The sequence below is a fragment of the Flavobacterium quisquiliarum genome (assembly GCF_019308285.1).
Classification (GTDB): Bacteria; Bacteroidota; Bacteroidia; order Flavobacteriales; family Flavobacteriaceae; genus Flavobacterium; species Flavobacterium quisquiliarum.
In genome coordinates this window covers 19195-34724 of record NZ_WWEM01000038.1, presented here as the reverse complement: position 1 = coordinate 34724, position 15530 = coordinate 19195, and the positions used below count along the sequence as shown (strand labels likewise).

Below are 15530 nucleotides of genomic sequence, written 5' to 3'. Positions count from 1 at the left end.
ATATGTGTGGAATTGTTGGATATATCGGTCATAGAGACGCATATCCTATTGTAATCAAGGGTTTAAAACGTCTTGAATACAGAGGTTATGATAGTGCCGGTGTTATGCTATATGACGAAGAGTCTGGCATAAAGGTTTGTAAAACAAAAGGTAAAGTTTCTGATCTTGAAGCCAAAGCAAGTGAAGGTTTTACTATTAATGGAAATATTGGAATTGGGCATACACGTTGGGCAACACACGGAGTTCCAAATGATGTAAACTCACATCCCCATGTTTCTAACTCAGGGGATTTAGTAATTATCCATAACGGAATTATTGAAAATTACGCTCCTTTAAAAGAAGAATTGATAAAAAGAGGCTATACTTTTAAATCAGATACAGATACAGAAGTTTTAGTTAATTTAATAGAAGAAGTTCAAAAGAAAGAAAATATTAAATTAGGTAAAGCTGTTCAGGTTGCGCTTAACCAAGTGGTTGGAGCGTATGCAATTGCTGTTTTTGATAAAAAAAATCCAAACGAACTTGTGGCGGCGAGATTAGGAAGTCCGCTGGCGATTGGTGTTGGAGAGAATGAGTATTTTGTTGCTTCTGATGCTTCACCATTTATTGAGTATACTTCTAATGCAGTTTATTTAGAAGATGGAGAAATGGCTAATATCAGACTTCATAAGCCAATCAAAATCAGAAAAATTAAAGATGACTCTTTGGTAGATCCTTATATTCAAGAACTTCAAATGAATTTGGAGCAGATTGAAAAAGGTGGGTACGATCACTTTATGTTGAAAGAGATCTACGAACAGCCAAGTGTTATTAAAGATACTTACAGAGGAAGGCTTCATGCTAACGAAGGAATTGTTCAAATGGCCGGTGTCGAGGATAATTTGGAGAAATTCTTAAATGCAAAACGTATTTTAATAGTTGCCTGTGGTACTTCTTGGCATGCAGGTTTGGTTGCGGAATATATCTTTGAAGAATTTACGCGTATTCCAGTAGAAGTAGAATATGCTTCTGAGTTCCGATACAGAAATCCAATTATTAATAAAGACGATGTGGTAATTGCTATTTCTCAGTCTGGTGAGACTGCAGATACAATGGCGGCTATCAAATTAGCTAAAGAAAATGGAGCTTTTGTATTTGGCGTTTGTAACGTAGTAGGATCTTCTATTTCAAGAGAAAGCCATGCAGGTGCTTATACGCACGCAGGACCGGAAATTGGGGTGGCTTCAACAAAAGCATTTACAACTCAGATTACTGTTTTAACAATGATTGCCTTGAAACTTGGAAAAGCAAAAGGCACATTATCAAATACAGATTTCCATACTTACCTTCAGGAGCTAGAAATTATTCCTGAAAAAGTTGCGGAAGCATTAGAGACTAATGATAAAGCGAAAGAAATTGCTGCTGCATTTAAGGATTCGCCAAACTGTCTTTATTTAGGGCGTGGATATAATTTCCCAGTTGCTTTAGAAGGTGCTTTAAAACTAAAAGAGATTTCATACATCCATGCAGAAGGATATCCTGCTGCAGAGATGAAACACGGCCCAATTGCTTTGATTGATGAGCAAATGCCAGTTATTGTAATTGCTCCAAAACAAGGACATTACGATAAAATTGTAAGTAATATTCAGGAAATCAAATCAAGAAGCGGAAAAATCATCGCTGTAGTTACAAAAGGTGATATTCAAGTTCGCGAATTGGCAGATTATGTTATTGAAATTCCAGAAACTTCAGATGCATTGTCTCCATTAGTTACAACTATTCCGTTACAATTACTTTCCTACTATATTGCGGTTATGAGAGGATGTAATGTGGATCAGCCACGTAACTTGGCAAAGTCAGTTACGGTAGAATAGATTTTATTTTAAATAAATATGTTAAAAAAGCGAGATTTAGGTCTCGCTTTTTTTTATTGTCATAATTTTTTTTCTGTATGTGTATTTTTATGAATTTTTCAATTTTTTTGATAAAAATTTATATGTATGCATAGTATATTGGTTTTTCTTCTGTGTTTCTTTGTTTTTATTCTAAGAAATTGAATTACCAAATAGTTAAAATATTGTAAAAAATGATGTCAAATATTAATTTTATTTAACGTTTTTTTATACATATTAAAATATTTGCTTATTTTGGCTATATATACTAACGAAAAAACTAACCCAAATGAGAGTCTACTTGCTAATTATGTTGTTGTTCAGCGGAATATCTTTTGCGCAGAATACAATAACAGGTTCGGTTACAGATGGTAACAAACAATCTATTCCTGGTGCTAATGTTGTTGTTGTCGGGGAAAACAGTGGTACGTCTACTGATTTTGATGGATCCTTCAAATTGACTACAAGTTCTAAACTGCCTTTTTCTTTAAAAGTCTCGGCAATAGGATTTGAATCAAAAACAATTAATGTTACTTCGGCAAATCAAAAAGTAAATGTAGTTTTAAAAGATGAAGAAACTAAATTGGATGAAATTGTAGTTTCGGCATCTAGAACACCTGAAAGGGTTATTGAATCGCCGGTTACAATCGAACGTATGGGGCTTCAGGAGATTAAGAATACTACGGCTCCAACTTTTTATGACGGTTTAGAAAACTTGAAAGAGGTGAATTTTAATACGAGTAGTATTTCTTTCAAGTCGATAAATACCCGTGGTTTTGCTACTGTAGCAAATACTCGTTTTATGCAGTTGGTTGACGGAATGGATAACTCTTCTCCAGCATTGAATTTTGTTTTAGGAAACCTTATTGGTATTTCAGATATCGATGTGGCTAGTGTTGAGTTGCTTCCAGGAGCATCTTCTGCGCTTTATGGTGCAAACGCCTTTAACGGGATTATGTTTATGACGAGTAAAAGCCCTTTTACAAATGAAGGAATAAGCGTTTATTATAAATATGGTCAGACAAGTCAAGATGCGGCGGGTACAAATGATTATAATGATTTTGGAATTAGAGCAGCAAAAGCTTTTACCAAACATTTTGCAATGAAAGCTAATTTTACTTACATGGAGGCCAGTGAGTGGATTGCAAATGATGCTAGAAGTATGACTGGAGGTTCTGTTGGGCATGCAATGAATCAGAATTATGATGGTTTGAATATCTATGGGGACGAGGTTACGACATTTATTCCGAATGTTGGACAGGTTAGTAGAACAGGATATCGTGAACAAGATTTGACTGATAATAAAGTTCAGAGTATGAAAGCGGACTTTAGTGCTCACTTTAAACCTTGGGCAAATGATACAGAATTTATTTTACAATATAAAATTGGTACAGGAAGTACAATTTATCAAGGAGCAAACCGATATGCTTTGAAAGACTTCTTAATGCAGCAAGGTAAATTTGAAGTAAAAGGGAAGAACTTTTTTGGGCGTGTTTATTTTACAAGTGAAGATGCTGGAAATTCGTATGATATGAGATTTGCGGCATGGAATGTTAACAGAGCTGCTAAATCAGATCAAGAATGGTTTACAAATTACGCTACTGCTTATCAATATGCTGGCGCTGTTATGGGGACTAATGCAAACGAATCTGCTGCTATAGCAAGAAATTTTGCAGATTATAATGTGTTGCCTGCGCAGATATCATTTATTCCGCAGCCAACAGGTTCTGCAAGATTTGAACCAGGTTCTGCGCAATTTAATAGTGCATTGAAAACTGTGGTTGCAAATCCTGATTTAACTCAGGGGGCTAAATTTATTGATCACTCTAAGTTGTACCATTCAGATGTGAATTATAATTTCAAGGATATAATAAAATGGGCTGAAATTCAGGTAGGAGGTTCTTGGAGAAAATATGTAATGGATTCAGAAGGAACAATTTTTACAGATTATGATGGTCCAATCGAATATAAGGAATATGGTGCGTATGCTCAATTACAGAAAAAATTCTTAGATGACAGATTGAAATTTACAGGATCTTTACGTTATGATAAAAGCCAGAATTTTGATGGAAATATTTCACCGAGAGTTTCTTTTGTGTATTCGGCAGGAGCGTCAAAAAATCATAATTTCAGATTGTCTTATCAGACAGGTTTCCGTAACCCAACTACGCAGGATCAATATATTGGTTTGGATTTAGGGCCATTTGCGTTAATTGGTTCGGCTCCAGAAAACTTAGATCGTTTTCAGGAAACAGTAAATGTTAGTGCTGCGGGACAAGCGCAAGGACATCCGGCTACAGTTAATATGTCAGGGCAAAATGCTTATAATAATGCTTATACAGTAGCTTCTGTTCAGGCTTTTGCTGCTTCAGGTAGTGTTGGAGATTTGCAAATTGCTGATATTGGTCTAGTAAAACCTGAGCAAGTTCAGGCTTTTGAAGCAGGATATCGTACAGTGGTTCAAAATGATTTGTCTGTGGATTTGAATGCTTACTACAATATTTATAATGACTTTATGAATACTGCAAGAGTTATTTCTCCATATTATGGAACAGTGGGTACGCCGGAATCTTACCAGGCTCTTGCGTTTGGAGACAGAAGAGTGTATCAAGTTTATACTAATACAACTGCTCAGATTTCTTCTTTTGGTTTTGGGGCAGGATTGTCTAAAAAAGTGTATAAAGATTTTGAGGTTGGAGTAAACTATAACTATGCACAGTTTAATTTTAATCAGGCAGATGATCCAGATTTCGTAGCAGGATTTAATACTCCAAAGCATAGAATCAAAGCTTCTTTAGGAAATGCAAAAGTGATTAAAAACTTAGGTTTTAATGTAAATGTAAGATGGAATTCTGAGTATTTATGGGAGTCTTCTTTTGGAGATGGTATGATACCAGAAAATACAGTTCTTGATGCTCAAGTAAATTATGCACTTCCAAAATGGAAATCTGTTATTAAGGTTGGGGCTACAAACCTTTTTGGATCAGATTATCTACAGGTAATTGGTGCTGGTATGATTGGTCAAATGTGGTTTGCTTCTTGGACAATTAATCCGTAATGATAATTGATTTGCAGGAGAAAGTGGTAATAATTTAAAAATGAATTAAGATGAAAAAAAATATAAAATGGCTCTTTTTGGTTTCTTTAACCATTATGGCTTCGTGTAATAATGATGATAATGACGCACCTGTAGAAGTGCCAGTGGTTCCTGGTTCTGCGGTTTTTACAAAGTATATTGCTTTAGGAGATTCTTTTGCGGCGGGCTATAGTGATAATGCGTTGTTTAAAAAAGGACAGGAGAATTCATATCCAAATATATTATCGCAGCAATTTGCTGCTGCAGGAGGAGGAGCTTTTACACAGCCACTAATGAATGATAATATTGGAGGGTTGTTGTTGGGAGGAAATGTAATAGCTGGTACGCGTTTGTATTTTGATGGGCCAACTCAGACGCCTGTAAATGTGACGGGAAAACCAACTACAGAAGTTACAGCTCATCTAACGGGTACATTTAATAATTTGGGTGTTCCAGGTGCTAAAAGTTTTCATTTATTAGCTACAAATTATGGAAATGTTGCAGGTGTGGCAACTGGTGCTTCGAATCCTTATTTTGCAAGATTTGCAAGTACTTCCTCGACAACTGTTATAGCTGATGCAGTAACTCAGGATCCAACTTTTTTCTCTTTGTTTATTGGAGGGAATGATGTTTTAGCGTATGCAACTTCTGGAGGTACAGGCAAGGATCAAACAGGAAACCCTAATCCAGCTACTTATGGAAGTAATGATATTACGGATCCAGCGGTTTTTGCCTCGGTATATGGTAATTTAGTAACGGCTTTAACTGCAAAAGGAGCTAAAGGGGTTGTGGCAAACTTACCATACATTACGGCTTTGCCTCATTTTACGACAGTTCCTTACAATCCGTTAACGGCTAAAGTTATAGGGAAGAATAATGAAGCGGTGGGTGTGGCAACTATAAAAGCACTTAATGCACAGTTGTATGGTCCGTTGAAACAAGCGCTTACTGCTTTTGATGCAGGGGATAGAATTAATTTACTTTCTGAAACAGGGGCGAGTCCTTTGTTGATAAAAGATGAAACGTTGACTAATTTATCTGCGCAATTAACCGTAGCGTTTACGCCTACATTAGGAGCACAGAACGCAGCTTTTTATGGTGCTATTTTTGGACAAGCTAGACAAGCAAAATCTACTGATTTAGTTGTGCTTACTACGAGAGCGGATATTGGTACTGCTCCAACAGCAGCAAATTCTGGGATTGGAATTGCTCCTCCGGCTCCACTAAACGCGTTTGGTATATCATATCCTTTACAGGATAAACATGTGTTAATTCCAACAGAAATCGCAGAGATTAAAAAAGCTACAGATGCTTATAATGTAACAATAGATGCTGTTGCTAAAGAAAAAGGACTGGCATTTGTCGATACGAAAGCAACTTTAACACAACTAGCTAATGGAGGAATTAGATTTGGAAACTTTACAATGAGTTCTTCTTTTGCAACTGGTGGTGCTTTCTCTTTAGATGGAGTTCATCCAAGTGCAAGAGGTTATGGTTTAATTGCTAATATCTTTATAGATGCTATCAATGCGAAATATGGTTCGACATTGCGCCATGTTGATTTAGGAGTTTATCCAATTCAATATTCAGCTACGTTACAATAAGAAATAAAACAAATTTGATGTAAAAACCGCTCATTTTATAAAATGAAGCGGTTTTTTCTTTTATTAAAAAAATGCTGTTTTTGTTATTTTTTGGGTCAGTTTTATGAATCAAACAAAATCATGCTATTTTTTATGAAAAAAAAATTGATTTTATATTTTAAAAAATTATCTTTGCGCTCTGAAAAAAGAGGTATTTTCGATAAACCTAAATAGCTATTTAATAAATACATAAGTAATGTCAAAAGTAATAGGAAAAGTTGCTCAAATCATTGGACCAGTAGTAGACGTAGTTTTCAACGGTAAAGATGTTGAACTTCCAAAAATTTATGATTCTCTAGAAGTCACTAAAAAAGACGGAACAATTTTAGTTCTTGAAGTACAATCTCATATTGGTGAAAACACTGTTCGTACCATTTCTATGGATTCAACAGATGGTTTAAGCAGAGGATATGAAGTAGTTGGAACTGGAAATCCAATCCAAATGCCAATCGGTCCAGACGTATATGGACGTTTATTTAATGTTGTTGGAGATGCAATTGACGGTTTAGGTGAGTTACCTAAAACTGGAGAAAACGGTCTGCCAATTCACAGACAGGCTCCTAAATTCGAAGATTTATCAACTTCATCTGAAGTTTTATTTACAGGTATCAAAGTAATCGATTTGATCGAGCCTTATGCAAAAGGAGGTAAAATTGGATTGTTTGGTGGTGCTGGTGTTGGTAAAACAGTATTGATTCAGGAGTTGATCAACAATATCGCAAAAGGTCACGGTGGACTTTCAGTATTCGCTGGAGTAGGTGAAAGAACACGTGAAGGAAATGACTTGCTTCGTGAGATGTTAGAGTCAGGAATTATTAAATATGGTGATGATTTCATGCACTCTATGGAAAATGGAGGATGGGATCTATCTAAAGTAGATATGCCAGGAATGAGAGAGTCTAAAGCTACTTTCGTTTTCGGACAAATGAATGAGCCACCTGGAGCTCGTGCACGTGTGGCACTTTCAGGATTATCTATCGCTGAGTACTTCCGTGATGGAGCTGGATCAGACCAAGGAAAAGACGTATTATTCTTCGTTGATAATATCTTCCGTTTTACACAAGCAGGTTCTGAGGTATCAGCACTTTTAGGTCGTATGCCATCTGCGGTAGGTTACCAACCAACATTGGCAACTGAGATGGGTGCAATGCAAGAGCGTATTACCTCTACAAACAAAGGATCTATTACATCTGTACAAGCTGTTTACGTTCCTGCGGATGACTTAACTGACCCTGCGCCAGCTACAACTTTCGCGCACTTAGATGCTACAACAGTATTATCTCGTAAAATTGCTGAGTTAGGTATTTATCCAGCGGTTGACCCGTTAGATTCTACTTCAAGAATCTTAACTCCACATATCTTAGGAGATGAGCACTACAACTGTGCACAAAGAGTTAAAGAGATTCTTCAAAAATACAAACAATTACAAGATATCATCGCGATCTTAGGTATGGAAGAGTTATCTGAAGAAGATAAACTTGCAGTATCTAGAGCACGTCGTGTACAGCGTTTCTTGTCTCAGCCATTCCACGTAGCAGAGCAATTTACAGGTATTCCGGGTGTATTAGTTGATATTAAAGATACTATCAAAGGATTTAACATGATTATTGATGGTGAGTTAGATCACCTTCCAGAAGCAGCTTTCAACTTGAAAGGTTCTATTCAAGATGCAATCGAAGCTGGAGAGAAAATGTTAGCTGAAGCATAATCAAGCATAGCTTGACAAACATCAAAAAATAAAAATTCCAAATTCCAAAATTGGGATTTGGAATTTTATAATTTGGAACTTAAAAAAAAGTTATGATTTTAGAAATAGTATCACCAGAAGCTAAATTATTTTCAGGAGAAGTAACTTCGGTTACTTTACCAGGAGTTGATGGAAGCTTTCAGATTTTGAATCATCACGCGCCGATTGTTTCTATTTTAGAAAAAGGAACAATTAAAATTGCAGCTCCAAGCTTCAGTTTTTCTAAGGATGCAGCTGAAAAATTCACGAGAGTAAATGACCAAACTTATACTTTAGAGATTAAGTCAGGAACAATCGAGATGAAAAACAATAAAATTATTGTTTTAGTGGACTAAGACAATTTTAAAATAAGTTAAAAGCCAGACAGTATTTGTCTGGCTTTTTTTATTTTTCTACTTTTGAAGTATTAAAATCTCTTTATAAAATATTGATACTATGATAAAAGCTCAGTAAGCTTTTGTCTTTTCCGCTTTATTGGATTAATAAAGCGAAAATTATTTATGTCAAATTTTATGAAGAATACTTATGAAAAATATATCAAAAATTGCTGTTCTGGGCGGCGGTGGAAAAACTGGAAATTATCTTGTAAACCAGTTATTGAAAGAAGGATTTAGTTTGAAACTTTTACTTAGAAATCCTGAAAAATTCGAAATAGAGAATAATAAAATTGAAATCATCAAAGGTGATGCTCTCCATTTTGAAAACATAAAATCATTATTAAAAGATTCTGATGCTGTTTTAAGTACTATAGGTCAAAGAAAGGACGAGCCTTTAGTTGCAAGTGAAGTAACAAATTATATTTTGAAAGCAATGAGTGAATTCGGAATTGATCGATATGTTTTGCTGGCAGGCCTGAATATTGATACTCCTTTTGATAAGAAAAGCCCAAAAACGATAATGGCAACAGATTGGATGAAAGCTAATTTTCCAATTATTCAGGAAGATCGTCAAAAAGCCTATCGACTTTTAGAGGAAAGTAATGTCAATTGGACACAAGTTCGTGTTCCTTTTATTGAGTTTATAGACCATAGTTCTGAAATAACAGTAAGTTTAGAAGATTGTTTAGGAGATAAAATTACTGCTTTAGATATTTCGAAGTTTATGATTAAAGAGATGATGGAATCTAAATATAGCAGACAATCGCCTTTTATTAGTACTTTGTAAAAACTAAATTTATAACTGCGGATCAACTCGATTCGCAGTTTGTTTTGTTCCAACTTCAATTTTGTAAATTTACCTTATGAAACTTCCTGAAAATCTAAATCAGAAACTTGAGAATTGTAAACGGAGTAATACTTTTCGAAAATTGCCGGTTTTTAATAATCTGGTCGATTTCTCTTCTGATGATTATATTGGTTTTTCAAAAGCCGAAATTATTTTTAGGCAGGTACATGTTTATTTAGTCGAAAATGAAATTTTTCAAAATGGGGCTACGGGTTCTAGATTGATTTCTGGGAATCATTCACTTTATCAAATTACAGAGGACTTTATTGCTGATTTTCATAGTGCAGAAATGGCTTTAATTGTTAATTCGGACTATGATGCCAAGGTTGGCTTTTTCGAAGCTCTAATGCAGGAAAATGATGTTGTTTTGTACGATGAATTATGTCATGCTCTGATAAGGGAGGGAATTGAAATGTCAAAAGCTATATCATTTAAATTTATTCATAATGATATTGAAGATTTAGAACAGCTTATTCTTAGATTCCCAAATTCAAATGTTTATATTGTTGTAGAAAGTGTTTTTTCTTTAGATGGTGATAGTCCTAATTTGGAAGAATGGATTATGCTTTCAGAAAAGTACAACTGTTATTTTATTGTTGATGAATCATTCGCTCTGGGAGTTTTTGGAGAAAAAGGGGAAGGTTTGATTCAGTATCTGCAATTGCATAATCATGTTTTTGCCAGAATTATAAGTTTTGGAAAAGGTCTAGGATGTTATGGCTCAGTTATTTTAGGTTCGTTGGAACTGAAAGAATATCTAGTTAATTTCTCAGAAAATTTGATGGAGAGTGCAGCTTTGTCTCCACATTCGGTTGCAACAATTTTGATGGCTTATCAGCAGTTGAAAATTGAAAATGAAGCGATCAGAAAGCTTCGTGAAAATGTTGTGTTTTTCAATCAACAGAAAAATTTACTTGGTCTGAAACCAATGTTTGTTCATAGTAAATCGGCTATACATGCTGCTATTGTGCCAGGTTATGAGAATATAAAGCAATTGAGCGAAGAACTTCAGAATAAAGGTTATGATGTACAATCAATTCTGCCTCCATTGGTTCCTGAAGGACAGGAACGGCTTCGTTTGTGCCTTCACAGTTATAATTCGCAAGAAGAAATTAATCGTGTTTTAGAATTGATTAGGGATTTTATTTTTTAAATCAAAAAAAACACTTCGTAAAGTATTGTATTTATTAGGCTTTTGAATAAAGCCTAATTTTTTTTTGTAACGTTTTCATTGTTTGATTACTTACGAGCTGTAATCAAATAAACTAAAATAATTATGAAAACAACAGCAGTTTTTTCTAAAGAAAAAATATACAATCTTGTCTTTTTTTCTTCAATAGGATTTATTCTGGGTTTAGTAAGTTTCTTTTTAATCAAAATTCTCAGCATCATTTTATTAGTTTTACTTATTACAGTTTTGTGGAAGAAAAATAATAAGTAATATAGAGGAGTTTCAGTCATCAATCAAAAAAAATATTTATAACATCAATGCTATTAATGATGAAAAAAGTTTGTTTTTAGTAGTTAAGCTCAGTATATTTTGCTAAAGCTGAAATTAATTTATGGAGAAAAATGAACATAGTGTAAAACCAATCATGAATTAAGATTGTTTTGAAAGAAAAAGAACAAGAGTTTTTAAATCGGATAGAAAGCCACAAAGGGATTCTGTATAAGGTTTCAAAGATGTACATGGACAATCATGATGATCAACAAGATTTGTTTCAGGAAATTGTCTGCCAGCTTTGGAAATCATACGATACATTTCGTAACGAAAGTCAGTTTTCGACTTGGATGTACAGAGTTGCAATAAACACTGCAATAGTTTTTTTGAGAAAAGAAAAGCGAAAGGTAGATAAATATGAAATTGCTTCAGAGAATATTAAAGAAGATGAAAGCGATTCGCATATAAAAGAAAGTCAGTTGGATCATTTTTATAAAGCAGTTCAAAAACTGGAAAAAATTGATAAGGCTATAATTTTCTATCAACTAGAAGGTTTTTCACATAAAGAAATAGGGGAGAATCTTGGTATTTCTGAGGGAAATGCTAGAGTAAAATTAAACAGAGCCAAAGAAAAAATAAAAGAAATAATTAAAAATCAAGGGTATGGATTTTAACGATATACAAAATGCATGGAATAACGAAAAAACGGAAAACGTTATGCTGCCAACAAATTTGGAGAAGATTCAATCAGCGAATACGCCATTAGATAAAATTAAAAAAAATCTAAGAATAGAGTTTGTTTATCAGACTTTTGCAATTATTTCGATTGGATTTGTTCCTTTAATCTGTGGCTTTTCATCAAAAGCAGCTTTTTTCTTTTATTTGCTTTTCAGTCTGTTTGTAGCAGTTTGTGTTTACTATTTAACAAAGCTTTATTTTTTTTATAAACGATTGAATAATATAACCTTGAAAACAAAAGACAGTTTGTATGAAACGTATTTTGATATTAGATTAAACATGGAGCTTTATAAAACATTTGGTTTTGCATTAACGCCATTTCTAGTTTTGTATTTATTAGGTTTTTACTATTACAGGTTTTCTAAAATACCGGGCTTTTTTGATTTAGAGTTTTCTAATAGTGAATTGATAGGTTTTTTTGTAATAGTGGTTTTTGTTGTGCTTTCTATGGGAGTTTCACTGGAATTATGGGTACATCATTTTTATGGGAAGTTTGCAAAAGAAATAAAAAAAGTAATTGACGAATTAAAAGAGGAATAAAAAACAGAAAACCCATCTTTAAAGATGGGTTTTCTGTTTTTTAATAATGATTAGGAATATTAATTCATTATTGCTTTTTTATTTGATGTGTATCCGTTTTGAAGATTAACCTTTATCAATAAGACCTGATTTCCAGTTTGTAAATTTGAAATTTCTAAATCGGCGCTATTGACTTTTTCTTTATGGAAAATCTTTTGACCTAAAAGGTTGTAAACTGTTACGTCATTGATTAATTCTTTTGAAGAAGAGACTTGAACAATTTTGTTTTTAATAGAAACTAAAACACCATCCTCGCTATTTTCAAAGTCGTCTACTCCCAATGTCTTGTCCGTGTAACGCATTACAAAACGGCTGTTGAATGTTCCTGCCGCAGATGTAAAGGTGTAATCTGCAAGACGAAGGTTGGTTGTTTTTCCGGCTGTTTTATCTTCTAAATAAATATCCTGTCCGTTATTGAAAATTCCGTCCGCATGATCGATTGAAATAGTATAGTCGCCTTGGTTTGCAACCATGTATCCAAATGTAACAACATCTGTATTAACAAAAGGAAGTGCACGTCCCTGTATGATTAATTTTTTAGACGAATTAATGCTATAAAAATCTGCCAGAGTATTTGCTGACATTGATACGGCATCGAAATCAGCATCCAGTGTGTTGGTTGCTCCTGTAGCATACCCAACAAGAACCTGCTTGAAAACATCTTTTTTATCGGACATATTCAGCCAGATGCGGTGTCTTTCAATACCTGATGCTGCTGTCTTGAAGAACTGCGAATTCTCGCCTGTTTCACGCTGGCCGTTGTTAAAAACTATAGTATTTGCCGGAGGTTTTATGATGAAGCCCTGTGTTGCCGCAATATATCCGTCAAAAGTAGTTCCATTGCCGACCTCAATACTTCCCATACTGTTAACTGCTACGAAATCGTCGTTGTAGTGATACAGTCCATCTGCACCTTTCACTGGAAGATTCACGTGTGCCCAGAAATATAATGTTCCAACACCTGAATTATCGGCTAAAAACTGGGCTGAATTTATGGCAGAAGGATATGGATTTCCGATCAGGTTCCATTTCCCTTGAGCAACAGTTACATTGATGTCCCCGTTATTAGGAACACCTTTAAATACTGCTGTAAAATTTTCTCGGACTGTTAATGAAACAGTCTGGGGAGCCCTGATGCTGTAGCCGTAACCGGTAAGCATTTCTTTTTTTCCGTTATAAATAATTTCCCAGGCTGATGCCGGACCGCTGGTATTAAGATAGAAGTATTTATCGAACAAAGTCAGCGGAGATAAATTGTACATTTCAAAACCTGCTTTTTCAACCGGCATTGACCAGTAGGTTGCATCGTAACGGCGTACAGAAGTCTGTCTCTCATAGACTATTTCTCCCACATTCGCCACATTATCTTTCTGTTTTAAACTAGAACCGCTTCTAAAAACCAGTTTGCCATTTGATGTTACTGTTTTGGTAATATTTAAAGTTACTCCTGCCGGAATTAGAACGATTGGGTCTGATGCTCCATTTGGAACATTAATGGTAAGCGAGCAGGCATCAATATTAGTGGCTAGAGGATTTCCGACTGCAGAATTTATAATTACGCTTTTAGAGATAGTAGGTGGGCCATTTGACCAGGTAGAACCATTCCATATAGTGGTAGAATCATCACCAATAGATGTAGCAACTGTTGTGGGTGAATTACAACCACCGATGCTTACTCTAAATGAGTAAGATCCAACAGTTAAATCAGGTACAGTAAAAGTAGATCCTGTACCATTGTAAGTAGTGGAGGCATGTCCTGTTTGAGTTATCAGCCAAGTTCCTGAAGTGGGAAGGTTGGTTAAATCTATACTGCCTAAGCTTGGACAAGTAACATTATGCACAGCACTGATTGTCGGTGGTGCTAACAAAATAGTTGTAGTTGGTAAATTATTGTTATAGTCGTCACCTGAAATGTCTGTAACAGTATTCAATGCTGGATCTGTTCCCGTTACTGTGGCTGAATTTGTTATTCTTCCTGCAGTAACATCATTGGCTGTAATGGTGTAAGTCGCATTTATTGTTGCGGTTTCGCCTACTGCCAAACTTGAAATGTGATTACTTGCGAATGTAACTCCAGGCATAGGATCCGAAACGCTGATATCGGTAATAGGAACTTCCCCAGTATTTTTGATGTCAAAATTATACGTAATAACGTCGCCAGCTTTACCACATGATGATAATGTAGCTTTTTTAATCATGCTTAATTCGGCAATTTTTAGAGATTTTGTATTTACAGCAATAAAAGCACAATCTGAGTTTCCAGAAAAAACTACCACAAAACGATCAACCTGGGCAGCATTTGTACTGTTGATTCCAAAAGAACTGGTTTCGAGACCCAGCATTCTAATTTCGCGATTATCTGCTGCGACAAAAGCTGGAGCACCATTGCTGGCTCTAAATAAATCTAAACTATAGGTTCCAATTACTGTTACAGAACCAAAATTTACAGAGATTTCATTACCTACAGTATGGCCAGCAGCATCAACAAACTTAAAGACGTCGGCTGTTCCTCCAGTAGCTGCAACTTGGGTGATTAATATGTCTGGAATATCATCATTTATTCCTGTTAAGTTTAAATTGTTTGTTCCAATTTTAAACTCTGCCATGCCAGGTGCAATGTTTGCAATACCAGTTCCTAAACTTAATCCATTAGCACCATCAGTAAGTCTAGCGGCAAGTTCTGCGCCAGAGGCACTGCTTCCTGCCATCGCGGGAGTCAAAATTCTATTAGTAGCGGATTCATCAATCATTGAGCCTTGTAGAAAATAGGTGTCTACAGTAAAACCTAAAGATTGAATTTTTAAAGCTCTATACCGTTGCGCGTCAAAAGAAACGCTGTTGGCCGTTAATTTAGCATCATCTACACCCGTGGAGAATGTTTTTCCTCTCCACTGAAAAGCTAACAAGTTATTTTCTCTGTCTGGACGATTATTAGCTGCTGTCGCTGCGTTTGAAGTCCAATATCCTGTTCCATTTCTGTTCCAGTCGGTATGGATTCGGGTTATGGTATTGCTTTGACCTAAAACTTTTATTGATATTAAAAAAAAGAAAAGGCTAATTTTTTTTAATAATAAAGAACGAAAATTCAATGGCTTTTTTGTGCTCATGAAGTTTTTACGGTTAAGATTGGTTAATAATGGGGTTGTTTTTGGGTATGCTTTTTTTAATATTTAATAGTGTTTAATTATGAAAAAATCCGACATTGATTAGA

Annotated in this window: 11 protein-coding genes; 10 read left to right on the top strand and 1 reads right to left on the bottom strand. The window is 35.0% G+C overall.

The window, feature by feature from the left end:
• Window positions 1-2 precede the first annotated feature (2 nt).
• From glmS to GSY47_RS20860, 10 genes are all read left to right on the top strand, one after another.
• Window positions 3-1853, top strand: coding sequence for a glutamine--fructose-6-phosphate transaminase (isomerizing) (gene glmS / locus GSY47_RS20905; protein ID WP_179002960.1), 1851 nt, complete (start codon window positions 3-5; stop codon window positions 1851-1853).
• Window positions 1854-2160: 307 nt separating this feature from the next.
• Window positions 2161-4929, top strand: a complete 2769-nt coding sequence (locus GSY47_RS20900) for a TonB-dependent receptor (RefSeq protein WP_179002959.1) — start codon at window positions 2161-2163, stop codon at window positions 4927-4929.
• A 50-nt stretch (window positions 4930-4979) separates the two neighbouring features.
• Entirely contained in the window at window positions 4980-6551 is a 1572-nt protein-coding gene (locus GSY47_RS20895) for an SGNH/GDSL hydrolase family protein (RefSeq protein ID WP_179002958.1), read from the top strand.
• Window positions 6552-6786: 235 nt separating this feature from the next.
• On the top strand, window positions 6787-8298 hold the full coding sequence (atpD, locus tag GSY47_RS20890; protein ID WP_179002957.1) for a F0F1 ATP synthase subunit beta: 1512 nt from the start codon (window positions 6787-6789) through the stop codon (window positions 8296-8298).
• A 92-nt stretch (window positions 8299-8390) separates the two neighbouring features.
• Window positions 8391-8672 carry a FoF1 ATP synthase subunit delta/epsilon gene (locus GSY47_RS20885; protein WP_179002956.1) on the top strand — a complete coding sequence of 94 codons (282 nt, stop codon included), beginning with the start codon at window positions 8391-8393 and terminating at the stop codon, window positions 8670-8672.
• A 190-nt stretch (window positions 8673-8862) separates the two neighbouring features.
• Window positions 8863-9501, top strand: a complete 639-nt coding sequence (locus GSY47_RS20880; protein ID WP_179002955.1) for an NAD(P)-dependent oxidoreductase — start codon at window positions 8863-8865, stop codon at window positions 9499-9501.
• A 76-nt stretch (window positions 9502-9577) separates the two neighbouring features.
• Complete coding sequence (locus tag GSY47_RS20875; protein WP_179002954.1) at window positions 9578-10714, top strand: aminotransferase class I/II-fold pyridoxal phosphate-dependent enzyme; 1137 nt, start codon at window positions 9578-9580, stop codon at window positions 10712-10714.
• A gap of 123 nt (window positions 10715-10837) precedes the next feature.
• The gene (locus tag GSY47_RS20870; protein ID WP_179002953.1) at window positions 10838-11002 is read left to right on the top strand and encodes a hypothetical protein; all 165 of its coding nucleotides are present in this window, start codon (window positions 10838-10840) and stop codon (window positions 11000-11002) included.
• A gap of 170 nt (window positions 11003-11172) precedes the next feature.
• Complete coding sequence (locus GSY47_RS20865; RefSeq protein ID WP_179002952.1) at window positions 11173-11676, top strand: RNA polymerase sigma factor; 504 nt, start codon at window positions 11173-11175, stop codon at window positions 11674-11676.
• The gene (locus tag GSY47_RS20860) at window positions 11666-12280 is read left to right on the top strand and encodes a hypothetical protein (protein ID WP_179002951.1); all 615 of its coding nucleotides are present in this window, start codon (window positions 11666-11668) and stop codon (window positions 12278-12280) included. Before GSY47_RS20865 ends, GSY47_RS20860 begins: the two co-directional genes overlap by 11 nt.
• 59 nt (window positions 12281-12339) lie before the next feature.
• Here the strand turns inward: GSY47_RS20860 and GSY47_RS20855 are convergent, their stop codons facing one another.
• Window positions 12340-15426, bottom strand: coding sequence for a DUF7507 domain-containing protein (locus GSY47_RS20855; RefSeq protein WP_219071525.1), 3087 nt, complete (start codon window positions 15424-15426; stop codon window positions 12340-12342).
• Between the last annotated feature and the right edge of the window lie 104 nt (window positions 15427-15530).

Coding starts and splice junctions, on each gene's coding strand:
- glmS (WP_179002960.1), top strand. CDS start 3: ATGTGTGGAATTGTTGGATATATCGGTCATAGAGACGCATATCCTATT.
- GSY47_RS20900 (WP_179002959.1), top strand. CDS start 2,161: ATGAGAGTCTACTTGCTAATTATGTTGTTGTTCAGCGGAATATCTTTT.
- GSY47_RS20895 (WP_179002958.1), top strand. CDS start 4,980: ATGAAAAAAAATATAAAATGGCTCTTTTTGGTTTCTTTAACCATTATG.
- atpD (WP_179002957.1), top strand. CDS start 6,787: ATGTCAAAAGTAATAGGAAAAGTTGCTCAAATCATTGGACCAGTAGTA.
- GSY47_RS20885 (WP_179002956.1), top strand. CDS start 8,391: ATGATTTTAGAAATAGTATCACCAGAAGCTAAATTATTTTCAGGAGAA.
- GSY47_RS20880 (WP_179002955.1), top strand. CDS start 8,863: ATGAAAAATATATCAAAAATTGCTGTTCTGGGCGGCGGTGGAAAAACT.
- GSY47_RS20875 (WP_179002954.1), top strand. CDS start 9,578: ATGAAACTTCCTGAAAATCTAAATCAGAAACTTGAGAATTGTAAACGG.
- GSY47_RS20870 (WP_179002953.1), top strand. CDS start 10,838: ATGAAAACAACAGCAGTTTTTTCTAAAGAAAAAATATACAATCTTGTC.
- GSY47_RS20860 (WP_179002951.1), top strand. CDS start 11,666: ATGGATTTTAACGATATACAAAATGCATGGAATAACGAAAAAACGGAA.
- GSY47_RS20855 (WP_219071525.1), bottom strand. CDS start 15,426: ATGAGCACAAAAAAGCCATTGAATTTTCGTTCTTTATTATTAAAAAAA.